Raw genomic sequence first — 22711 nt, 5'->3', positions numbered from 1 at the left:
CTAGCGGGTGGGCCTGATCATCAGGCCTACCCGCTGGCCAACGGGTACGTCGCGGTTCGGGAACACAATGCCTTCGGGTGTGTCGCCTACCGTGTAGCGGGTGTTACTGTCTTCCCAGATGACCGTGCCCGGGTCGTACATGGTGAAGTTGGCGACGTCGTCTGGCACGTGGAATTGGAAGCTGTCGCCGGTGTTCAGGATTTCATGCACCACTTCAAACACTGTTATCGGTGCTGCCCCCTTGTCCCTTTTCGGCGGTTCCTCGCCTTTCAGTCGGCGCCGCAAGGCATTGGCAATGCCCGTGAAGCGGCTGAGGTCGTTCTGCCCGAAAGGCCGTACCTTGCCAAGTTCCACAGTGAAGCTTTCTGCTCCCAGTTCGGACGAGGAAAACGAGGCAAAGGTGGTGCCTTCACGGTGCTGCAATAGCAGGGTTTCCACCTCCGCCTCCAGCAGGAAATCAATCTGCCCATTCGGAATGTCCCGTCCCTCCACAAACGGATAGAGGGCGAACTTCTCCCGCAATGACGGGCGAATGGCGGTGTGCAGGTCGTAGTGGCACACATTGGCAGAGTGCTTGGTGGCGAAGGCCCTGCAGGCGTCCTCCAGCAACCGGGCCCGCTCCGCCTCGGGAAAGTTCCGGTATTCCGGTTTACGGTGGGCGCCACCGAACAGGCGGTTGAGGTTCACGTCAATAAAGCGCTGGCCAGCATCCATCGCCATTGGGTTGCCAAGTATCAACAGCGCCGGGCAGGCCAGTTGCCATTGACCGTTGATCAGCTCATTCAACAGATGGTTCAGAACCTCAATGGGCGCGGTTTCATTCCCATGGATGCCAGCGGAAACAATCAGCGACTCATTGTTGGGGTTGGGGCGCCCAGTAGGGGGTTCCAGATAGAGGAGCCCGGAGTCCTGCAACTGCAACCCCGTGCCGTCGTCCAGAACAACAATCTTTTCCGATGTTGCGTGCTCTGTTCGCGTGAGCGTGTGAGAAAGCCAATCAAGGCCAGGACCAAAAATCATTTCAGCTACGCTCCGGACTTCCCTGCACTATGGATTTGTCAGCCACTCACCGGCCGTTGATGTTGCAACAGATAGTTTTCCAGCTTGCGGAAGGCGAACACCAACATGAACGTCAAAACCATGTAGAGCAGCGCCACAAAGATAAACGCATCAAAGGGGGCGTAGAATCGGGAATAAATGTTCCGCGCCGCCCCGGTCAGGTCCACCAGGGTCACCACGCTGGCAATGGCACTGGCGTGAAGCATGAAAATGACTTCGTTGGAGTATGCCTGCACACCCCGCCTCGCCGCGCTCGGCAGGATAATCCGGCGCATCCGCAGTGCCCAGCTCATGCCATAGGCCTTTGCCGCCTCAATCTCCCCACTGGGTGTGGCTACAATGGCACCCCGGATAATCTCCGTGGTGTAGGCGGCGGTATTCAGTGTGAACGCCAGCAGGGCCGGGTAGAAAGCTTCACGGAAGATGTCCCACCAGAAGGTTTGCTGGATACCCTCTATCTGGGCCAGGCCGTAGTAAATGATGTACAGCTGGATCAACAACGGTGTGCCCCGGAAAATATAGGTATAGAACCAGACCGGGCCGTTGATCAGTGGGTTCTTCGAGGTGCGCATGATCGCCAGGGGAACGGCAACCAGCAGGCCCAGGATCAGTGACAGAAATACCAGTTGAACGGTAGTGACCAGCCCGCCCCAGTATTCCATGATGGTGGGGGCCGTGAAGATATCGTTCTGGTTCAGCAGTTCAGCAAGAAATTCAGGCATGGTTCAGCTCCCCTGTACCACGCCAATATTGGCGCGCTTGTTGAGCCACTTGATAAACAGCTCGGAACCGGCTGTCAGGCTGAGGTAAACAAACGCCACCGGAATAAAGAAATGGAATGGCATGCGCTCGGCCTTGGCGGCTTCTTCGGCGACCCGCACCATATCGGTCAGGCCGATGATGGAGACCAGTGCGGTGGTTTTGAGCAGTACCTGCCAGTTATTGCCGATGCCAGGAAGGGCATGGCGTAGCATCTGCGGTAATATGATTCGGTGAAACGTGCGCCAGCGGCTGAAACCGTAGGCACGGGCCGCTTCAATCTGACCGCTCTCCACGGCGAGAAAGGCACCACGGAACGTCTCCGCCATGTAGGCACCGAAGATCAGGCCAATGGTGATGACGCCGGAGATAAAAGGGTCAAACTGGAAGAAGAAGTCTATGTCGTAGGCGTCGTAGAGGTAATCCGACAGGTTATTAACCGCGACCTGGCCGCCATAATAAAACAGCAGCATCATGACCAGATCCGGTACGCCACGGATCAGGGTGGTATACGTGGTCGCAATCCCAATAGCTACCCGGCTTTTGGACAGTTTGGCGGAAGCGCCAATCAGCCCCAGAACCAGCGCGAGAGCAAGGGAAAAGAAGGCCAGTTCAATGGTGACCACAGCCCCTTCCAGCAGGGCCGGGCCGTAGCCTTTCAAGTCAATCATGGGTACATCCGGTAAGCGGGGGCAGCAACAAACGCTGCCCCCCGGCCATTTTTACATCTTGATGTCGTAAGCGAAGTACTTGTCCATGATGGTGTTGTAGGTACCATCTTCCTTCAGGGTTGCAAGCGCCTCGTTGACTTCCTGCGCCAGCTCCTCGTCACGCTTGCGCATGGCAACGCCCACGCCCTGGCCGAGTTTGACCGGCTCGCCAACTTCCTTGAAGCCATCCTTGCTCAGGACGGTCTGCTCGCCAACCGGGTAGTCCACAAAGACCACGTCCAGGCGCTGGCCTTCCAGGTCAAGGACCATGTCGTCAGCGGTGGTGTAGCGCTTGATGGTCACAACGCCACCCATTTCTTCGGTCACAAAGGTGTCCATGGTGGTGCCGCGCTGTACGCCAACGGTCATTCCTTCCATGGCGGCCATGTCAGTGACGTCGGTGTTGAAGCTCTCGGGGCCGAACCAGCCACCCGGAGTGTTGTAGTACGGCTCGGAGAACAGCACACGCTCAGCACGCTCGGGCGTAATGGACATGGAGGACATGATCAGGTCGAACTTGCGCGCCAGCAGGCCCGGAATCATACCGTCCCATGCCTGGATGACGAATTCGCAGTTGGCGTTCATCTCTTCACACATGGCTTCGGCCAGTTCCACTTCAAAACCGGTCAGCTCGCCGTTTTCATCCTTGTATTCGAACGGCTCGTAGGGCACGTCGAAGGCGATGCGAAGGTTACGTTCCTGGGCGTGGGCGACACCGGCCATCATGGCCAGGGCGACGCTTGCTGCAACAATCAGTTTTCTCATGAGTCACTTCTCCAGTAGTCAGCCTTGTGGGCATTATTATCGGCAATGATTTGCCTTATTTTGCTGGTTTTGGCGTTTTCTTCCGGGGCGGATATATGCCCCGATAAGGAAACATGGTTTCAAGATAGCACTGCACGTCAGAACTTGGGAGCCAGAAACTGCTTCATCCGTTCCGAGTCCGGATTGTCGAAGACTTTGTCCGGTGTGCCTTGCTCCTCGATCACGCCCTGATGCAAAAACAGGACCTGGGATGACACGTCCCGCGCAAACGACATCTCATGGGTCACCACGATCATGGTTCTGCCTTCTTCCGCGAGGTTCTGCATAACCTTCAGCACTTCGCCAACGAGTTCAGGATCAAGGGCGGAGGTGGGTTCGTCGAACAGCATTACTTCCGGTTCCATGGCCAGGGCCCGGGCAATGGCCGCCCGCTGCTGCTGCCCGCCTGACATCTGGGCCGGGTAGTAGTCCTTGCGCTCATAGATGCCCACCTTCTCAAGATAGGCTTCGGCCCTTTCGATGGCTTCTTTCTTGGGCACCTTGAGCACGTGAATAGGAGCTTCAATGATGTTTTCCAGAACGGTCATGTGGGACCAGAGATTGAAGCTTTGGAAGACCATGGAGAGCCGGGCGCGAATCAGTTCCACCTGCTTGTTGTCCGCCGGAATGCGCTCGCCTTTGCGATTGGTGGTGAACCGAATCGGGTCGCCATGCACGATAATGTCGCCGGAGGTGGGCGTTTCGAGCATGTTGATACAGCGCAGAAACGTACTCTTACCGGAGCCGGAGCTGCCGATCAGGGAAACGACATCCCCTTTCTTTGTTTCCAGTGAAATGCCCTTGAGGACTTCCAGTTGATCAAAGGTCTTGTGGATGTCCTTGCAGATCAGAGGCGCTGAATCCGCCATAGGTGGCTCCCGAGGCTATATAACAAAGGCGCAAGTTTTACGGGCTGTGGATGCGGAAATCAATCCCCCTAAAGCGGGGTTTTGCCGTTTTTTACCACACATACCGCGTGTTAATTGTGGATTATTGAACGTTTGATGCAAGCTTTTTGCCGTTTACGCCCGTTGTGAGGGTTTTTCCGGTGTTGCCGATGCGTGCAGGGAAACCCGGATAATGGCCGTTCCCTGTTGCTCGATCGTGCGCATGGCGTCACTGACAAAACGCACATGGGCCATGGCGATGCGCTTTGCCGCCTCGGGCTTTCCCGCCATCACTGCCTGATAGATTCTCTTGTGCTGCCGGGAAATCTTGTTGCGCATTTCTTCACGCGGGTTCAGATTGGCCACGGAGGCTTCCACCGTCAACAGCATGAGGTTCTTCAAGCCATTCAGAACATGCACCAGGACCGGATTGTGGGACGCTTCCACGATGGCCTGATGGAAACTGTGGTCTGGCCGGGCGTTGGTGAGTGGGTCGGTCTGTTCGAGTGCCGAGTAAGCCTTGGTGATGCGATGAAGGTCCAATGCGGTCGCCCGTTGTGCGGCCAGGTAGGCGGCCTGGCCCTCCAGCTGCTCTCTTACTTCCAGCAGGTCATACAGGGTCCGTGGGTGGCCGGTAAACATCTGTAGCAGCGGGCTGTCCTCGCCGTCCTCTTCACCGCCAGGCACAATTCGGGCCACGAAAGAGCCCTTGCCATGCCGGGTCTCAATCACGCCCCGCCCCTGCAACTCGTGCAGGGCCTCGCGGATGATGGCGCGGGACACGCCAAGCCGGGTAGCCAGTTGTCGTTCCGACGGCATTTTCTGTTCCGGCGCCAGCCCGCCGTCGAGAATGAGCCGTTCGAGTCGATAGGAAATTTCCTGTGCGATTGCCATGATGTTTCCTGCCAGGAGTCACTGGTCGGACCAGTTGTTTTTATCGTGCCTTGAATTAAAGAAACCCTTTCGGGACCAGTAAATATGGCTCATTACAGCGTTTTCGTCTATCTGGCATTTACAAAACTGGTCTGACCAGTTGGCAATCTTCTGGACTAAACCCGGCAGGACTACGAATATCGATTTAATGCCAGCTGTTGCTGGTGTTGACGTGACCCCCGATAAAAACAATGTCAACGGAGATGTGGCGATGAATACCAACAAGAACAGCGAGCAATTAAGCGCTCCGGATACTCAGGCTGGAAACGTTGCCCCGCGGCGAGGTTTCCTGAAGTCATTCGCACTTGCCGCTGCCTTCTGCGGTGTGGCCATTGCAGGCGCTGGCCAGGCCCAGGCTGCAACCACCTGGAAGATTCAGTCAGTATGGGATGCTGGCACCGTAGGCTATGACCTGTTCGAGGAATGGGCCAACAGCATGGAGGAGAAATCCGGTGGCGAGCTAATCATCAAGCCGTACCCGGCCAAGTCGGTTGCCGCGGATAACAACGCCCTTTTCGAGGCGGTGCGCAACGGCGTTCTGCAGGGCATGAATCCCTTCACTCTGTACTGGTCCGGAAAGATTCCGGCCTCCGTTTTCCTGTCGTCCTACCCAGCCGGTCCCGATCAGCCTCACCAGTGGGACATCATGTTCTATTCCATGGGCATGCTGGAAAAGACCCGTGAGATCTACAAGAAATTCGGTCTGTTTTACGTGGGCCCAATCCAACACGACGCCAACATCATTCACTCCAAGAAGCCGGTTAACAGCCTGGCGGATATGGAAGGAATGAAGATGCGTGTGCCCGGTGGCATGGTCGCTGAGGTGTTTCAGCAGTTTGGTGTGTCCACGGTGAGCCTCCCGGGTTCGGATATCTTCCCGGCTTTGGAGAAGGGCACCATCGACGCTGCTGACTACGTCGGCCCTGCCGTGAACTACGAGCTGGGTTTCTCCCAGGTGACCGACTACATCATGTTCGGGCCTCCTGGTGTTATGTCCATCTACCAGCCGGTGGACCTGATGGACCTGACCGTCAACCTGCGTGCGTGGAATGCGCTGGATCCAGAGCTTCAGCAGTTGGTTGAGGACGAGGTTCGTATCTACTCACAGAAGCACTACCTGACCATTCAGAAGCGCAACATTGAAGCGATGGAGAAGTTCAAAGAGGATGGCTCGAAGGTGACGCGTCTGAGCCAGGAAGACCTGGAAAAGTTCCGGAAGGCTGCGATCCCGATCTGGTTCAACTGGGCTGGAAAGAACGAGGATGCCAGGGCGATTCTGGATATCCAGCTTGAGTACATGATGAACGAGACCGTTGGCTACCTCAACGAGGAAGACATCAAAGGCATGTAAGCCGGCATAACCATAATAAACCGATCACGGGGAAGGCAGGGAGTGCGCCGATGGCACGCTCGCTGCCTTCCCCGCTCTGTGATTAAAGGTGATAAAACATGTCTGACCTGAGTGCGTTCGGCTTTGTATTGCCTCACTGGTTCTACTGGGGCTGGCTGGCGGTCATGCCGCTGATCATGATGGCGCTGGACCGTTGGTTGTCCCAACGGGGTGTGAAAGCCATCGACAAAAATGCCGAGGCCAACCAGAAGCTTCAACAGATTGAAGCGGAACTGAAAAAAAGCGTTGATTACAGTGATGCGAGTAACTGGTTCACCAAGGCGGTGGACTGGATCAGCGAGAAATCCGGTGTCTTTATTTCCTTCTGGACCGTGAACGCGGTGGTGTTCTATTTCTTCGAAGTGGTGATGCGCTATCTATTCAACCAGCCCACCATCTGGGTACACGAGGCCAGTTTTCTACTGTTCGGCATGCAGTACCTGATGGCGGGTGCGTTTGCATTGCTTCACGGTGCCCATGTGCGGGTTGACGTGGTTTACAACTTCCTGCCACTTCGGGGCCGCGTGGGCATGGATATTTTCACGTCCATGTTCTTCTTCATGTTCGCGATTGCGTTGATGATTACCTCCTGGACCTTCCTTGAGAACTCTTATTCCATGGACGAACGAACCGTTGAGACATGGGGCATTCAGTACTGGCCGGTGAAGGGCGTTATGCTCCTCGGGTCGACGCTGCTGTTCCTGGCGGGCCTGTCCAAACTGCTCAAGGACATCACTATCTTCATTAAACTCGGCCGGGAGCAACACGCATGAGCACAGAGACCATGACCAACCAGGGCACGGGTTCGCTGATCGGCAAGCTCGGCACCTGGCTGATGATCATCGCCACGATTGCCCTTGCTTTTGTCGTGCTGGTGGAAGTCATCAATATCCTGTTTTATGACCCCTGGAGCGACGAAAAATTCCTGTTCAAGCTCTCCGGCATGCTGTCGGATGTGAAGATTGGTCCGCTGACCTACATCATGTTTGGCTCCCTGGCGGTGCTGTTGATGATGGGGCTGCCGCTGGCCTTTGTGACCGGTGGCCTGGGCGTGGCGTTTATCTATCTGGTGGGCGACTCGATGATGCTGAACATCATCCCCAGTCGAATCTTCCCGATGATGACCAACTCGGACCTTGCAGCGATCCCCCTGTTCATCTTCATGGCCTCCATGCTGGAACGGGCGGGCCTGATCGAAGAGATGTTCAACGTGGTCTACAAGTGGATGGGCGGCCTGGGTGGCGGCCTGGCCATTGCCACCATACTGGCGTCCACGATTCTGGCCGCCATGGTCGGGGTTATTGGTGCGGCCGTGGTGACCATGGGCATTATTGCGCTACCGGCGATGCTCAAACGCGGGTACGACCAGAAGATCGCGTTGGGCTCGATCATGGCCGGGGGCACACTGGGCATCCTGATCCCGCCTTCCATCCTGGCGATCCTTTATGCGGTTGTGGCGCAGCAGTCAGTAGGTGAGTTGTACCTGGGCTCAGTGATTCCGGGGCTGATTCTGGCTGGCCTGTACGTGATTTATGTGGGTACCCGCGCGTGGCTCAATCCGGAACTCGGGCCGCCAGTGCCGGAGGAAGAGCGGATTGGCCTCAAGGAAAAACTCCTGCTGCTGAAAGACCTGATCGCCCCACTGGTACTGGTATTCCTGGTGCTGGGCTTACTGTTTGGCGGTGTTGCGACACCCGTTGAGGCGGCCGGTATCGGTTCTTTCGGGGCGATCCTGGTGGCCATGAAACACAAGGTATTCTCTGTCGCCACACTGCGCGATGCGTCGGTCACCACCGCCAAGGCTTCGGCGATGGTGCTGTGGATCATGTTTGGTGCATCGGTGTTTGTCGGGTTCTACATCCTGCAGGGTGGTCAGGACTTCATTACCGAAACCATCCTCGGTATTGGTCTGTCGCCCTACGCCGTTCTGCTGTTGTTGATGGTGCTGCTGGTGGTGCTGGGCATGTTCCTCGACTGGGTGGGTATTCTGCTGCTGGCTGTGCCCATTTTCATTCCGATTGTCGAGGCGCTGGAATTCCCTGGCCTGCTGGGTTTCCCGGCCGTGCCCGGTGAGGACGTGGTGCTGTGGTTTGGTGTGCTCTATCTGGTGAACATGCAGATGTCGTTCCTGAGCCCGCCGTTCGGCTACGCACTCTTCTACATTCGGGGCGTGTGTCCGCCGGATATCACCATGGGCACAATCTTCAAGTCGTCACTGGTATTTCTTGCTATTCAGGCATTCGGTTTGTTTATCTGTGTGCTCATTCCGGGCGTCGTTACCTGGCTGCCCAATCTGGTTTATGGCTAATAAAGAGGAGTAATTGCTCATGTTGACGGTTAAACGACTTGATCTGGCGGACGCCAGAATACTCATCGAAGGCGCGGCGGAGAAGGCGCGCGAGATCGGCGTACCCATGTGCATCGCCATCACCGACGAGTCCGGCAATTTGATCGCGTTCGAACGCATGGACGGCGGCAAGATCACCAGCGTGACCATTGCCCAGGACAAGTCCTTCACCGCATCAGCGGCGAAAAAGGCGACACACGATTACAACGCCGTGAACGTACCCGGCAAGCTGGCTTTCGGCATTCATACCGAAGTGGGTGGGCGTATCAGTTCTGTCGGTGGTGGCCTGCCGGTGATGGTCGATGGCGAGGTTGTTGGCGGTATCGGTATCAGCTCTGGCACCCCCCAACAGGATATGGACTGTGCCCAGGCAGGGATTGATCACTTTGAAACCAAACGCGGTTGATGGCTGTCTCACTGAAAGCCATGACTCCCAGAGAATGATATGAACAGCAAACCGAAAATCAGCGCAGCGGAGCTGGCGGAACAGTTCCGTGCGTTCATAGACCCGGACTTCGTCATTACCGATGACGAAACCATGAAACCCTATGAATGCGACGGTATGTCGATGTACTGCGAGATGCCAATGCTCGTGGTGCTGCCGGAGACCGCCGAACAGGTGCAACGGGTGATGCGCATCTGCAACGAGCACGAAGTGCCGGTTGTGGCCCGTGGTGCTGGAACGGGCCTGAGTGCCGGTGCCATGCCGCACAAGGAAGGCGTGGTGTTGTCGCTGGCCAAGTTCAACCGCATCCTGGACATCGATCCGCTGGCGCGAACGGCCTTACTGCAACCGGGTGTGCGTAACCTGGCGATCAGCGAGGAGGTTGCCCAGTACGGTCTCTATTACGGGCCGGATCCTTCCTCCCAGATTGCCTGCACCATTGGCGGCAACGTGGCGGAAAACTCCGGCGGCGTGCATTGCCTGAAATACGGTTTGACCGTTCACAACATTCTCAGCGTGGAAATGATCACCGCCGAGGGAGACCGGGTGACCGTCGGCAACGACGCTCTGGACGCCTGTGGAATGGATCTGCTGGCGTTGATGACCGGCTCTGAAGGGTTGCTGGGCATCGTCACCAAAGTGAAAGTAAAACTGCTGCCGAAACCGGAGATAGCCCAGGTGGTGATGGCCGGCTTCGACAGTGTGCAGAAAGCCGGCGATGCCGTCGGCGGAATTATCTCCCATGGCATCATCCCCGGCGGCCTGGAAATGATGGATGGCCATGCGATTATTGCGGCTGACGATTTTGCCCAGGCAGGTTACCCGCGCGAGGCGAAAGCATTGCTTCTGTGCGAGGTGGACGGCACCGAGGAAGAAGTCCATGAACACATCGAACAGGCCGAGAATGTGTTCCGAAAACTGGGCGCTACCTCGGTCAAAACCTCCCAGAGCGAAGAGGAGAGGGCGCTGCTCTGGAAAGGCCGTAAATCGGCCTTCCCGGCAGTGGGCCGTATCTCGCCGGATTACTACTGCATGGACGGCACCATTCCGCGTCGGCACCTGGCGCACGTGTTGCTGGAAATGGAGAGAATGTCCGAAGAATTCGGCCTGCGGGTAGCCAACGTATTCCACGCTGGCGACGGCAACCTGCACCCGCTGATCCTGTTTGATGCCAACGTGCCCGGCGAGTTTGAGCGCACCGAAGCCTTTGGCAGCAGCATTCTCAACCTTTGCGTGGAAGTGGGGGGCTGCATCACCGGTGAACACGGCGTGGGTGTGGAAAAAATCCGCCAGATGGCCATACAGTTCAACGACGAGGAACTGCAGCAGTTCCACGACGTCAAATCGGCGTTCGATCCGGCTGGCATTCTCAACCCTGGCAAGGGCGTCCCGGCCCTGCGTTTCTGTCAGGAATACCGCTCACTCGAGCACAAACAACACAAGCACGACACGGTGGACGCGGCGCATGGCTGATCTGTCTCAAAAGCTGCAGGAGCAGGTTCTCCAGGCCCGCAAGACGGGCCAGAAACTGAATATCGAAGGCGGTGGCACCAAGGCCTTCATGGGGCGGGCCGCCGACGCTGATGCAGGCTCTCTGAACATGGGCGAGCACACAGGCATCGTTGAATACCATCCTGTGGAACTAATATTGACCGCACGTGCCGGCACCACCCTTGCGGAAATCGAAGCCACCCTGGCCGAAGAAGGCCAGTGCCTGCACTTCGAACCGCCCAGGTTTGGTGATGGTTCCACGCTCGGTGGCACGCTCGCGTGCAACCTCTCCGGCCCCGCACGGCCCTGGTCCGGCTCGGTACGGGACCAGGTGCTGGGCATCCGCCTGCTCAACGGCAAGGGTGAACACCTGCGCTTTGGTGGTCAGGTAATGAAAAACGTGGCCGGCTACGACACCTCCCGGCTACAGGCCGGTGCCATGGGCACACTGGGCGCGATCACCGAAATCAGCCTCAAAGTCATGCCCAAACCGGCGATGTCCGTCACCCTGGTGCAGGACATGGCGATGGACGAAGTCATCCACTACATGAACAGCCGCGCCAAAGAGCCCAAGCCCATCACCGGCGCCGCCTGGGTGGACGGCAAGGTGTATCTGCGCCTCGCGGGCGCCAAATCCGCCGTGGAGGCCACCGCCGAAAAGTGGACCGGTGAAGTCATGGAGCAGGGTGACCAGTTCTGGCAACAGCTACAACACATGCAGCACGAATTCTTTGCCGGTGATGAACCGCTTTGGCGCTTCTCCGTCGGCTCCACCGCCGAAAACCCGGACCTCGATGGCCCCTGGCTGATCGACTGGGCTGGCTCCCAGCGCTGGTATCGGGGCGAAGCCGACATCGCCAAACTGGAAACCATGGCGCAACGCGCCGGCGGCCAGGTAAGCCTGTTCCGCGGCGGGGATCGCACCGATGAAGTGATGCACCACCAGCCAAGGGCGCTAAAAGAAATTCAGCAACGGCTGAAAAAGTCGTTCGATCCCGACGGTATTTTTAACCCGGGCCGACTTTATAGCTGGTTGTAACAATCAGCTCCGGTATCTCACAGGAAACTGAGCGGGCCTTCTGAGATGCCGGGGAAGTGAGTGGTGGCCCTTTTTCTGAAACTGTACGGAGCCATGGATGGCGGAGTCCAAGCGTCACATGGATGTGCCGAAGGAGCGTGTTTCAGAAAAGGGGTTACCGCTCACTTGTGCTCCAAATCAAAAAAAGCAGGTAAACAATGCAAACCAATTTAGTCCAACAATTCGCCAACACCCCAGAAGGCCAGGAAGCCGAATCCATCCTGCGTGCCTGCGTACATTGCGGCTTTTGCACCGCCACCTGCCCAACGTACCAGGAACTGAACGACGAACGCGACGGCCCCCGCGGTCGCATCTACCTGATGAAAATGTTCCTGGAAGGCGAAGAAGTCACCGAAAAATCCCGTGAACACCTCGACCGCTGCCTCACCTGCCGCAGCTGTGAAACCACCTGTCCTTCCGGTGTGAAATACGGCCGCCTGGTCGACATCAGCCGAGGCCTGATGGAACAGGAAATGCCACGGCCACCCAAAGAGCGCTGGATACGCTGGTCGCTGGCCCGGGTACTTCCCAACCGTCGACTGTTCGGCTTCCTGCTACGCATGGGCCAACTGTTCCGCCCGGTACTGCCATCCGTATTGCGCACCAAAGTACCGCCCAGAAAAAAGGCCAGCCCCTGGCCGGCTGCCAGCCACGACCGCATTGTGCTGGCCCTTGCCGGTTGTGTTCAGCCCTCCGCCACGCCGAACACCAACGCCGCTGCCGCCCGGGTGCTCTACAAACTGGGTGTCACCATGGTGGAAGCTCCGGAAGCCGGATGCTGTGGTGCAGTGAACCATCACCTCTCGGAACATGATCAGGCCTTCAACGCCATGCGCCGCAACATCGACGCCTGGTGGCCCGCCATCGAAGCTGGCGCCGAGGCCATCATCATGACCGCTTCCGGTTGCGGGGCGATGGTTCAGGAGTACGGCCATCTGCTAAAGGATGACCCGATGTATGCCGCCAAGGCGCAGAAAGTCAGCGACATGACCATTGACCTAGGCGCTTTCCTGCTCAAACAGGACCTGGAAAAACTGAAGGTACCCCAGGGAGCCGGTAAGGTCGCTTTCCATTGCCCCTGCACCCTGCAGCACGCCATGCAGCAAAACGGCGTGGTAGATCAGGTATTGCGCAGGGCGGGCATTGATCTGGCTGAAACCAAGGAGAAGCATCTGTGCTGCGGTTCCGCCGGCACCTACTCCATTCTCCAGCCCAAGTTAAGCCAGCGCTTGCTGAACAACAAGCTCAAGGCGCTGACTGTAGACAATCCTGACCGCATCGTCACCGCCAACATTGGCTGTCAGATGCATCTGGAAACCAAGGCTCAGGTGCCAGTTCAACACTGGATTGAGTTGCTGGATGCTTGATCTGTGGGCCAGCCGTCATACTGGCCCTCTCACTCGCACGCGGTTTTGTTTATAATGCCCGCGCCGACACACAAACCACAGGGAGTGGAAACCAATGCCATGGAGGCAGGCCGCAGTCTTTGTATTGCTCGTTATTCCCGCCATCTCATCAGCCCAAAAAATGTACACCTGGGTTGATGAACAGGGGGTTGCTCACTTTACTGACATAAAGCCCGGTGTACGCGAACACAAACGCGTTGAGCTGAGGACGCCCTCGCTGATTCCCATGCGGGAGAACATCACCCGGGGCAAGCGGGTGAGCACCATCAACCAGCAGGTGAATCGTAGCCTGGAAGCGGGCAACGGTGGCGGGCGAACGTTATCCGACAAACAGGAAGCCCGCGAGCGTGAGCGTAAGAACGTCCGCTGTAAGGAGTATCGGGAAAAGCTGGACCGCATCCAGAAGCAACTGCGGGCCGGGTACTCCAACGACCAGGGCAACCGCCTGCGGCGACAGCGCCGGGAAGTTAGCCAGAAGCTCTCGCGGGAGTGCCTGCTTGGCTAGGCCCGGTCAGGATGTGAACGTGGTTGAGATCAGGTAGACGGTGTAGCCTACGAAACAGGCGAGTAAAAGCCCGCCCTCCAACCGGTTAATCCGTCCCGGCCCGCGAAAGCCATAGCCCAGTATAAACAGCGACAGAGTCAGCGCTGACATCACCGCGATATCCCGGTAGAACACCTCTGGTGCCACTGCCATCGGGCTGATGGTGCCGGCAATGCCCACAACCGCCAGGGTGTTGAACAGGTTCGAGCCGAGAATGTTGCCAAGGGCAATGTCATGCTCACCCTTGCGCGCCGCGATAACCGACGACGCCAGTTCAGGCAGGGAAGTTCCCACCGCCACAATGGTCAGCCCGATGATCAGGTCGCTTACGCCAAAGCCAAGCGCCAACTCAACGGCGCCCCAGACCAGAATCCGCGAGCTCACGATCAGCAGCAACAGGCCCGCAATCAGCCACAGCACCGCGTTGCGAAGTGGCATGGAGCAATGGCTCATTTCTTCCGCAACCTCCGTGCCCAGGGCATCGTTTTTCTGAGTCATACCCTGGCGGATGGACCAGGCCAGCAACAGGAAAAACACACCCAGTAGCACCAGCGCATCCACAAACGTCAGCTCGCGGTCCCACACCTGCCAGGCTGCCAGTGCCGTCACAGCGGTGAGTATAGGCAGCTCCTTGCGCATCACCTGCGAGTGAACCGCAATCGGGCTGATCAACGCCGTAATACCCAGGATCAGGGCGATGTTGGTGATGTTTGAGCCATAGGCGTTACCCAGTGCCAATCCCGGATTCCCCTGAGTGGCGGAAAGGGCAGACACCACCATCTCCGGCGCCGATGTACCAAAACCAACCACCACCATGCCGATCAACAGCGGTGGCATGCCAAAGTATCCGGCCGTGGCCGCAGAACCCTCAACAAACTTGCCGGCGCTCCACACCAGAACGGTGAGGCCGATGGCGATAGCCAGAAACGAAAGAAGCATGGATGGTTCCCTGAAAAATGGCGCTGTTGGCAGTGGTGTTAATGATGTAAGTCATTCTGGTTTCAGAGAATGTTAGACGCAAATATGAGCGTTGTTATCTCAGCAGTTATGCGGATGGAGCGGTAGAGGATAAAAGCAGGTATTTTCCCGTGTGTGGCAACACGCATTCGGGTTCGGCGAGAAAAAGGCACCGGTCTCGTTTAAGCCGGCGGAGCAAAAGTAGGGCGGCAGAAACAACAAAGCCCGCACAATGGCGGGCTTTGTCAGAATTCTTAATGGTGCCCGGAGGCGGAATCGAACCACCGACACGGGGATTTTCAATCCAAGTACCAAGCGACACAGTAAACCACAGTACTGCATAATCAATCATTTACGCGATTTCCGAACCACTGAAAGCCACATAAAACCGCGATTGCGTGGACGCTTCGTTGACACTTAGAAGTCTTTATAAACGGTATCCCTGCGGGCAACTGTGACCACCGTAACGACCACTTTTCCGTCGTCAATATGGTAAACCAGGCGAAAGCCTTGAGATCTGAGTTTGATCTTGTAGAAGTCGGAGGAGCCCTTCAACTGGTGTTTCGGAATTCTTGGATTTTCCAAGCGTCGTTCCAGGATCTTCAGGAACTCCGCCTGGATAGTAGGGTTAAGCTTGTTCCACTCCTTGAGCGCTTTTTTCTTGAATTGCAGCTCGTAGCTCATCGATAGTCACCGGTACTGATTCGTCGTCCATACGCTTGCGTGCCTCCTGTAGAAGCCGGTAATCCTCTAGCTGCTCTTGCATAGCTTCGAACGTTTCAACCGGCACCATATAAGCCCTGGGCTTGTTATGGCTCAAAATTACGACCGGCTCGCCGTTAGCCTGATTGAGCACCTCGTTCGGATTAGCTTTCAGCTCCGAAATAGTGGCCGCAAGCCTCGCAAAAAGGCTCTTCATGTCTGTGCTCCGTGGTTATCTGTTTTGGTTAGCCTTATTTTTAGATCTAATTTTAAGTCTTAAAAAAGATCTTTTCAAGTTGGTCTTTACGGATGGACATCGAAGTAGAGGAATGGCTAAATTCATGTTGGTATTCAAAGGAGTGAATGATGTCCTGGTTCAAGATCTTTTCTGCAGTCGTCGTTGGCAATATCGTTTCCTGGGCAATAATAGTAATTATCGGTTTCTTTCTGTCTTTCGCCATCATGGGAGCGGCTATGGAAGAGATCTTTGGTGGTCGTCCTACATTCAACGCTCCGCCCAGCTCAGCACAACAACCATCCAGGAGCTCTACCGTATCGCCCAATGATTTCTTAGCTGATCAGGCAAGACAGGAGCAGCAGCGCCTGGAGGAGAGCCGACGTCAACAAGCTCGGAATCGCACAGATCCGAGTGTGATTCGCACCAACAAACAAATGTGCGAGTTCTGGACTGAGGAATTCAGGAAAGATGGGGTCGAGCAAAGCCGAAAATACCGTGATGCTGCTTGTTCACGTTACCGCGAAAGCCTTCATTGATAGCCGGCCATAAAGAGTTCATTGTAAGACATTTTAGGTGAGAATCTTTCAAGGCTTTCGCAAAACATTGAATATTGGTGACACATATTATGACATTCTTCTTCGATAGTATGACTTGTTCCGAAATCTCTGATTATCACGCCCTCAGTGATTCCGGCAGGATTGAGTTTAATAGGTTTACCATATTCATTGGGGCTAACAATTCTGGGAAAAGTCGACTTATTAGAAAATTATTTTCCGCCGATTCAGGTGATCTTAGAATATGCTCCTCCGTACTTAGTAATGAGTTGAAAGATAGTCTAGGATCTATGATTAATTTTATATCTAAAGATAAAGCAAATAAATTTTTTAAAGGAGCGGACGCCTTAGAAATTGCGACCGGAGATTTCGTATTAAGGAATAAAGTGTCAGAGTTTATTAATAAATATAATAAGTTCTGTGACTTCGTGAGGTCTGACGATCGTTTAGATGGATCGGTAGCAGAAATAGAGGTTTCAGATCAACAAAGAGCGAGATTTAAAAGTGATCCAACTTGCCCAATGGTTAAGCTTGAACCTAGTTGGTCAACTTTAGCTAATAATTTTGGAAGATTTTATCTTCCAGCATTGAGAGGAATGCGACCATTAGATAAAGATAATGATTTGTTCAAGTCGCGGACAATCGCTGATTATTTTTCTATTCCAGGGTTTAATGCTGAAAATGTTATAACAGGATATAATTTATATGATTTGCTTGCTCGATTTTTGTTGGGGAAGCCCGGCCAAAGGGAGGTTATAAAGCGTTACGAGAAACTTCTCGGAGACCATTTTTTTAATGGCAATGAGGTTACGTTAATACCACAGTATGATGGTGATACGGTAGCTGTGAAAATTGGGGACGAAGATCAATTTCCAATATATGATCTTGGTGATGGGCTGCAGCAAGTTATAATAATTACATCAGCTGCGTTTTTAACGGAAGAGTTCTCTGTTTTTTTCGTCGAAGAGCCTGAGATTTTTCTGCACCCTGGCCTTTTGCAAAAGCTAGCTGTTTTTTTACTTGAGTTCACAGACCACCAATTTGTTGCTGTCTCACACAGTAATCACCTTCTTGATCTTGCCGAGTCAAGGAATGATGTGTCAATAAACAAAGTTAAAAAGGAGAGGAATGAAGGTGGCCTCAAATTTCTAGTTGAGTCTAAAGAACAAGATCAAGAAATATTGGAGGCCCTTGGCGTCACTCCTTCCTCTCTTTTTTTGGCTAATAGTTCTATTTGGGTAGAGGGTATTACTGATAGGCTATATCTGCGTCGATTTATGCAAAAATATATAGAAGAGTTGTCAGACGACGCTGAAAAATCTCTCCTAAGTTCTTTGTCTGAAAATTTCCATTACACTTTTGTGGAGTATCAGGGTGCAGCTCTGAGCCATTGGAGTTTTTCCAAAACTGGTTCTGACGGAGACAAAAATGACAACTTGTCTGCCCTAAAGGCTTCCTCTAATATTTTTCTGATAGCTGATGGTGACATTAAGAATAAAGGTGACAGAGCTGATAGGCTTAAAACCAGTCTTTCTGAAAAATTTTATATCCTTGATTGCAAGGAAATTGAAAACTTGCTGCCTCTGGATGTTTTAAAGGGAACTGCAGCTAATTTTTATGAAACTAAAAGGACGAAAAAGGATTTCGTGAATATTGATGGCCTCGAAAAGCTAAAGTATGAAACTTATAGCAACTCCCTAAGAGATGGGATAGGAAGGTTCTTGGATCGTGCTTGCGGTGTTCCAAAAGAAAGCAGGTTTTTTTCAGAAGACAGTGGAACGATTAAGAACAAGCTTCGGTTTTGTAAAATTGCGCTAAGCGTTATGGATGAAATCGAATGGGATCTTACCGATGAGGTTCGAGATATTTGTTCAGCTATTTTTGAACATGTCAAGAGTTGTAATTATCTGAGCTGATTCTATTTAATTTTGAAAAAATAACATTTTATGAGATGCGCCCATCTATCTCCCTCACATATCGATAAGGTACTGAATTACGCCTGTCTCTGATTAATTGTTTAGATTAATGTTTCCGTGTGTCAGTTCTTCCAATGGCGGTAGGCGATCCATCTCTGCTGCTTCAAGGTCTTTTTGTAGATCTTGATACAATTCTACGAAGTCTTCCTCCCTCACAGAGTTAAGGGGGAATGATTGATTAGCTCCATCGAAATCAAAGACCCTTGGTACACTTTCTGTGAAAAACTGGATGCAGTCTTCTTTCGGTATTGCTGGTGAGTAATTGTTCGTTGAATGTCTGACATGACAGAGCATGAATTTGTCATTCATTGCTTTTTGATCGATTTCCGAGAGAGCGATCTTCGTGCCTTGTGAAAGATAGTTTCTGTAGACTGTCGTGGCTCCTAAACCAAGTGCGATTCCGCCGATTGCGGTACCGATTATCCAGTATTTGATTTCACTTGCAGAGATCATTTTCGCTCTTAAATCGTTTGTGGACACTTGGTGGACACCAGAAACAACAAAGCCCGCACAAGGCGGGCTAAGTCATTGAATCTGATGGTGCCCGGAGGCGGAATCGAACCACCGACACGGGGATTTTCAATCCCCTGCTCTACCGACTGAGCTATCCGGGCGTGTTGCGGTGCTGCTGCAACGGGGCGCTATTAAACCGGTTTAGGTTGCCTGAGTCAAGGCCGTTCCGGGAAAATTTTGATAGGCGCTTCCACAAGTTGGGTGCGCCTACTTCTCTGGTGGTACATAGCCCTCAGCCTTATCGAACGGCTCGTTGTTGAAGAAGCGTTCCATCTGCGCCTGCAGGTACTTGCGGGTGTTGGGATCCATCAGGCTCAGGTGTTTTTCGTTGATGAGCATGGTTTGCTGGGCCTGCCACTCTTCCCAGGCTTTCTTGCTGACGTTTTCGTAGATGTCTTCGCCTTTCTTGCCGGGCATGGGGGGGAAGTCCAGCCCTTCGAGTTCTTCCTGGTATTTGCGACAGAATACGGTGCGGCTCATGTCTGCTCCTGTTTGGAGGTGGTGTTGCTGAATCTGCTGGGATGATAACAGATCAAAGCAAGAGGGTTTGTTCCGGCGCGGTCAGCAGTGTGCGAATGGGGGCCGGCAGGCCGAGGGTAAGGGCCTGGTCCCGGTGGACCCATTTGTAGCTGTCCCGATCATTGATGTGAGCGGGGCTTTGTACGGTGAGCCGTGCCGGCTGGATATGAAGGTGGTAATGGCTGAAGGTGTGCCGAAAGCCGCTGGTAAGTTCCGGTTCGCCACAGTGGAAGCCGAAGGCCTGTTCGCAGGCGTCTGGCAGTTCTTCCGGGCCGTAGGCCGGGTCCAGTTCCGGGAGGCTCCAGAGGCCGCCCCAGATGCCGCTGGGAGGCCTGCGTTCCAGCAGGATGCGCCCTTGGTGATCTTCCAGTATCACCATCCAGGTGGTTTTTTCGGGCTTGGCTTTCTTCGGCTTTGAGCCGGGGTAGAGGCTGGTTTCGTTGTTGGCATAGGCGTCGCATCCGTCTTGTAGCGGGCAACTGTCGCACGCTGGACGGCTGCGGGTGCAGACCATGGCGCCCAGGTCCATGATGGCTTGGGTGTAGTCGCGGATGCGTGCATCGGGCGTGTGTTCTTCAGCGCGCTCCCAAAGCTGGTTGAGCACGTCGGTTTTGCCCGGCCAGCCGGGGATGGCGTGGTAGCGGGCCAGCACCCGTTTTACATTGCCATCCAGTATGGCCGCCCGTTGCTGGAAGGCCTGGGCAAGGATGGCCGCGGCAGTGGAGCGGCCAATGCCGGGCAGGGCCTGGAGTTGTTCCAGGTTGCCGGGAAACTCGCCTCCGTGCTCGTTGGCCACCTGTTGCGCCGCTTTCTGGAGGTTGCGGGCGCGGGCGTAGTACCCAAGGCCGGACCAATGGCTGAGAACGTCATCCACCGGTGCAGAAGCGAGCGCCTTCACATCTGGAAAGCGCTGCATAAAAGCTTCGAAGTAGGGAATAACAGTGGTCACCTGGGTTTGCTGAAGCATGATTTCCGAAACCCACACGCGGTATGGGTTCCGGTCATGATGCCAGGGCAGGTCGTGCCTGCCGTTTTCGTCGTACCAGGCGAGAAGCTTTTGGGCAAAACCGTCGTTCATTGACCGAACAGGCCCTTGAGGGCGTCTTTCACCTTTTCGCCACTCTCTTCACCCAGCTTCTCTTGCAGTTTTTCGGAGACTTTGTCTTCCGCTTTGGATTTGGCCTCGTCCACTTTTTCGCGGGCCTTGGCTTTTGCAGCGTTGGCGGCAATGGTTTTCAGGGTGTCGCGGAAGCGCGACCCGTCAAAGGAGCAGAGGCCGGCCGGGTCTTCCGCGAAGTCGCCGCGGCACTCAACCGGGATCACCACGTTTTCCACGTATTCGGTCACTCGGCAAGCTTCGTCCCGGTGGATCTCGCCCACGATCCGCAGGCCAACTTCGTAATCCAGATCGGAAGCAGCCAGGTCCACCGTGCCGTCGCCTTCCAGTCTCATGCCGGCGAGGGCAGCCACAAGGTCCGTGTTGTTCAGGGTGTTGCCGTCAATCTTGAGGGTGCCCTTCATGTCGTTGAACGGCGTGCTGGTGCCCCAGTCTGATGTAGAGAGGCTTTCCTGATTGGCCAGTGCAATGCCCTGGCACGCCATGCGTGTGAGGTTCATGCGGGTGAACTCACCCTCGGCCAGATCAAAGTTGATGTTGCCTTTGGCATTGCTACGCAGGGCGGAAATGCGATTGCCTGTGGTATTCACATCCACGGACAGGTTGGCGCCACCGGCAAGCATGTCCACTTCGGCAAGGTCGGTCAGCAGTGGCAAAGTCTGTACGTTGTTGACCTTGGAACCGATGGTCCACTTCGGATTGTCGGTGCGGGCATCCAGGGTCACTTTGGCGCCGAAGGAGCCTTCGTACAGTTTGCCGCTGAAGTCCTGCACTTGCAGCACACCATTGCGTGCGGTGATGACCGATTTGATTTCTTTGATGGTGAGATTACTGACGATCAGTTCGCCCAGCCCGAGATTGATATCCAGCGCTAGCGAACGGAGTGTGTCCAGGGGCAGCAAGTCGCCTTCTTCCGCCGGGGCGCCACCACCTTGCGGGGCTTCCTCGGCGGCGGCATCGGTTTGTTCCTCACTGGCAGGCGGCAGATAGCGGTCGGCATTGATCGCGTCGCCCTGGAGGTTCAGGCCAATACCGCTGTTGGCCAGGGCGTAACTGGCACTGCCCTGGAAGGTGGTGTCGTCCAGGCTGATGGTCAGATCGCTGAGTTCCACGGTGCCGGCGGGGCCACCGATGTTGGTGGAGAAAGCGACGGCCCTCATGACGTCAGGGTCTTCTGTTTCGATGGCGGGTTGGCCAAGGGCCGCCAGAAGCGCTTTGAGGGAAAATTCGTCAATGCTGAGGCTGCCTTCGAGTTTCGGTTTGTCGCCAAAGCCGTTCACCGTCAGGTCTGTGTTGAGCGTCAGGTCGGCCAGGCTGGCGGTAAAGCCATTAAGCGTGGCGGTTTCGTTTTCCAGATTAGCTTCCACGGAGCCAGCTATTTCGGCGCGAACGGATTCGCCGCCAAAAGGCTCGCCGTTCATGTCGAAGATGGCTTCCAGGTCAGACACGCCAAATTCGTTTAACGCTTCATTGGCGGCCAGGCGGGCACTGATGTCGCCCTGAACTTCAAACTGCGGCTGGTTGGTGGCGAAGCGGAACGAGACGTCCAATGGGAAGCTTGAACCCAGGGTGATCTCGCTGGCGTTTACGGTGAAATCTTCCAGGGTAAATGCCTGGCCCGTGCCCTTGTCTTCGTAATGAACGCGGGCGTTGCTGATTTCCACGCTCTCTACGTTGAAGTTCAAGGGCTCGCTGGCGCCGCTGCTCTCTGGCTGTTCTTCAGCGGTTTCGGCTGGCGCGGCGGGTTCTTCCTGCTGCGGCTGTTCTTCACCTTCCGGCATGATGCGGGTCCAGTTACCGGTACCGTTGGCATCAACGGACAGGTTGGCGTCCAGCCCGCTCAACAGGAAAGTATCCACCCGGGGCGACATGGTTACCAGGGACCAGAAGCTGACCTGGGCCACCAGTTGGTCAAGCTTGACCAGGCGTTCGTCTTCCAGGGTGGCCTCAACGTCGTTCAGTTCCAGGCCCAGTGGGATGAAAGACCAGCCAATATCCCCGGCCAGTATCAGGTCCAGATTGGTCTTACTTTCGACCACTTTCTCAATCTGTGGCTTGTAGGTGTTTGGGTCAATAACGGCGACCGCGATAGCGACGGCGGCAACGGCAAGAATGAGCAGGCCAACGATGGCAAGAGCCACATAGCGAACAGCTTTCATGATTTTGGCGTCCTTCCGATAATTCGTGTCCGGTAACTGGGCTTGTGATTAGCCCAAGGATAACCCAGGGGTAACAAAATAAAAGCCTGAGTGTATGACAATACGTTAGTGATCAGCCAAAAT

The 22711-nt window shown here is 55.0% G+C and carries 23 protein-coding genes and 1 tRNA gene; 10 read left to right on the top strand and 14 right to left on the bottom strand.

From position 1 onward, the window contains the following. From astE to AAGD24_RS16635, 6 genes are all read right to left on the bottom strand, one after another. Positions 1 to 1020, bottom strand: coding sequence for a succinylglutamate desuccinylase (gene astE / locus AAGD24_RS16660; RefSeq protein ID WP_379865734.1), 1020 nt, complete (start codon positions 1018 to 1020; stop codon positions 1 to 3). Between the two features lie 38 nt (positions 1021 to 1058). Beyond that, entirely contained in the window at positions 1059 to 1781 is a 723-nt protein-coding gene (locus tag AAGD24_RS16655; RefSeq protein WP_075194359.1) for an ABC transporter permease, read from the bottom strand. A 3-nt stretch (positions 1782 to 1784) separates the two neighbouring features. Continuing rightward, positions 1785 to 2489 (bottom strand): ABC transporter permease, encoded by a 705-nt coding sequence (locus AAGD24_RS16650; protein WP_036208713.1) that lies wholly within the window; start codon positions 2487 to 2489, stop codon positions 1785 to 1787. A gap of 51 nt (positions 2490 to 2540) precedes the next feature. Continuing rightward, a complete protein-coding gene (locus AAGD24_RS16645) occupies positions 2541 to 3293 on the bottom strand; it encodes a transporter substrate-binding domain-containing protein (RefSeq protein ID WP_036208715.1) in 753 nt (250 codons plus the stop codon). A 137-nt stretch (positions 3294 to 3430) separates the two neighbouring features. Beyond that, positions 3431 to 4201, bottom strand: coding sequence for an ABC transporter ATP-binding protein (locus AAGD24_RS16640; RefSeq protein ID WP_036208721.1), 771 nt, complete (start codon positions 4199 to 4201; stop codon positions 3431 to 3433). Between the two features lie 153 nt (positions 4202 to 4354). Beyond that, positions 4355 to 5113 (bottom strand): FCD domain-containing protein, encoded by a 759-nt coding sequence (locus AAGD24_RS16635; protein WP_036208724.1) that lies wholly within the window; start codon positions 5111 to 5113, stop codon positions 4355 to 4357. A 250-nt stretch (positions 5114 to 5363) separates the two neighbouring features. Between AAGD24_RS16635 and dctP the strand changes: the two genes are divergently transcribed. From dctP to AAGD24_RS16595, 8 genes are all read left to right on the top strand, one after another. Further along, positions 5364 to 6503, top strand: a complete 1140-nt coding sequence (gene dctP, locus AAGD24_RS16630; protein WP_085681955.1) for a TRAP transporter substrate-binding protein DctP — start codon at positions 5364 to 5366, stop codon at positions 6501 to 6503. Positions 6504 to 6601: 98 nt separating this feature from the next. Continuing rightward, positions 6602 to 7315, top strand: a complete 714-nt coding sequence (locus tag AAGD24_RS16625) for a TRAP transporter small permease subunit (protein WP_036208727.1) — start codon at positions 6602 to 6604, stop codon at positions 7313 to 7315. Then, on the top strand, positions 7312 to 8850 hold the full coding sequence (locus AAGD24_RS16620) for a TRAP transporter large permease subunit (protein WP_051946996.1): 1539 nt from the start codon (positions 7312 to 7314) through the stop codon (positions 8848 to 8850). Before AAGD24_RS16625 ends, AAGD24_RS16620 begins: the two co-directional genes overlap by 4 nt. A gap of 19 nt (positions 8851 to 8869) precedes the next feature. Then, on the top strand, positions 8870 to 9295 hold the full coding sequence (locus AAGD24_RS16615; RefSeq protein ID WP_007153417.1) for a heme-binding protein: 426 nt from the start codon (positions 8870 to 8872) through the stop codon (positions 9293 to 9295). 39 nt (positions 9296 to 9334) lie between these two features. After that, positions 9335 to 10807 carry an FAD-linked oxidase C-terminal domain-containing protein gene (locus AAGD24_RS16610; RefSeq protein WP_228210132.1) on the top strand — a complete coding sequence of 491 codons (1473 nt, stop codon included), beginning with the start codon at positions 9335 to 9337 and terminating at the stop codon, positions 10805 to 10807. Next, a complete protein-coding gene (glcE, locus tag AAGD24_RS16605; protein ID WP_228210133.1) occupies positions 10800 to 11864 on the top strand; it encodes a glycolate oxidase subunit GlcE in 1065 nt (354 codons plus the stop codon). The genes AAGD24_RS16610 and glcE overlap by 8 nt, the downstream gene beginning before the upstream one ends. Positions 11865 to 12061: 197 nt before the next feature. Continuing rightward, positions 12062 to 13270, top strand: coding sequence for a glycolate oxidase subunit GlcF (gene glcF / locus AAGD24_RS16600; protein WP_228210134.1), 1209 nt, complete (start codon positions 12062 to 12064; stop codon positions 13268 to 13270). Positions 13271 to 13364: 94 nt separating this feature from the next. Beyond that, positions 13365 to 13814 (top strand): DUF4124 domain-containing protein, encoded by a 450-nt coding sequence (locus tag AAGD24_RS16595; protein WP_228210135.1) that lies wholly within the window; start codon positions 13365 to 13367, stop codon positions 13812 to 13814. Between the two features lie 6 nt (positions 13815 to 13820). On the opposite strand, the gene AAGD24_RS16590 is transcribed toward AAGD24_RS16595, so the two are convergent. The 3 genes from AAGD24_RS16590 to AAGD24_RS16580 all read right to left on the bottom strand — a co-directional run bounded on the left by AAGD24_RS16590 (position 13821) and on the right by AAGD24_RS16580 (position 15729). Continuing rightward, the gene (locus tag AAGD24_RS16590; protein ID WP_228210136.1) at positions 13821 to 14792 is read right to left on the bottom strand and encodes a calcium/sodium antiporter; all 972 of its coding nucleotides are present in this window, start codon (positions 14790 to 14792) and stop codon (positions 13821 to 13823) included. 435 nt (positions 14793 to 15227) lie between these two features. Then, the gene (locus AAGD24_RS16585) at positions 15228 to 15494 is read right to left on the bottom strand and encodes a type II toxin-antitoxin system RelE/ParE family toxin (RefSeq protein WP_228210137.1); all 267 of its coding nucleotides are present in this window, start codon (positions 15492 to 15494) and stop codon (positions 15228 to 15230) included. Next, positions 15439 to 15729, bottom strand: coding sequence for a type II toxin-antitoxin system Phd/YefM family antitoxin (locus AAGD24_RS16580; RefSeq protein WP_228210138.1), 291 nt, complete (start codon positions 15727 to 15729; stop codon positions 15439 to 15441). Before AAGD24_RS16580 ends, AAGD24_RS16585 begins: the two co-directional genes overlap by 56 nt. Positions 15730 to 15878: 149 nt before the next feature. On the opposite strand from AAGD24_RS16580, the gene AAGD24_RS16575 reads away from it, so the two are divergent. Beyond that, positions 15879 to 16286: a hypothetical protein gene (locus tag AAGD24_RS16575; protein ID WP_228210139.1), complete on the top strand. Its 408-nt coding sequence runs from the start codon at positions 15879 to 15881 to the stop codon at positions 16284 to 16286. Between the two features lie 89 nt (positions 16287 to 16375). Beyond that, entirely contained in the window at positions 16376 to 18220 is a 1845-nt protein-coding gene (locus AAGD24_RS16570; protein ID WP_228210140.1) for an AAA family ATPase, read from the top strand. A gap of 93 nt (positions 18221 to 18313) precedes the next feature. On the opposite strand, the gene AAGD24_RS16565 is transcribed toward AAGD24_RS16570, so the two are convergent. The 5 genes from AAGD24_RS16565 to AAGD24_RS16545 form a co-directional block, all read right to left on the bottom strand. Further along, positions 18314 to 18733, bottom strand: a complete 420-nt coding sequence (locus AAGD24_RS16565; protein WP_228210141.1) for a hypothetical protein — start codon at positions 18731 to 18733, stop codon at positions 18314 to 18316. Between the two features lie 85 nt (positions 18734 to 18818). After that, positions 18819 to 18894, bottom strand: a tRNA-Phe gene (locus tag AAGD24_RS16560). A 106-nt stretch (positions 18895 to 19000) separates the two neighbouring features. Further along, complete coding sequence (locus AAGD24_RS16555; protein ID WP_036208753.1) at positions 19001 to 19273, bottom strand: oxidative damage protection protein; 273 nt, start codon at positions 19271 to 19273, stop codon at positions 19001 to 19003. Positions 19274 to 19325: 52 nt separating this feature from the next. Next, the gene (gene mutY, locus AAGD24_RS16550; protein ID WP_379865728.1) at positions 19326 to 20390 is read right to left on the bottom strand and encodes an A/G-specific adenine glycosylase; all 1065 of its coding nucleotides are present in this window, start codon (positions 20388 to 20390) and stop codon (positions 19326 to 19328) included. Next, complete coding sequence (locus AAGD24_RS16545) at positions 20387 to 22588, bottom strand: AsmA family protein (RefSeq protein ID WP_379865727.1); 2202 nt, start codon at positions 22586 to 22588, stop codon at positions 20387 to 20389. The genes mutY and AAGD24_RS16545 overlap by 4 nt, the downstream gene beginning before the upstream one ends. Positions 22589 to 22711: the final 123 nt, after the last annotated feature.

The sequence above is a fragment of the Marinobacter sp. M5B genome, from assembly GCF_042604615.1.
Classification (GTDB): domain Bacteria; phylum Pseudomonadota; class Gammaproteobacteria; order Pseudomonadales; family Oleiphilaceae; genus Marinobacter; species Marinobacter salarius.
This window is presented reverse-complemented; position numbering and strand designations above follow the sequence as displayed.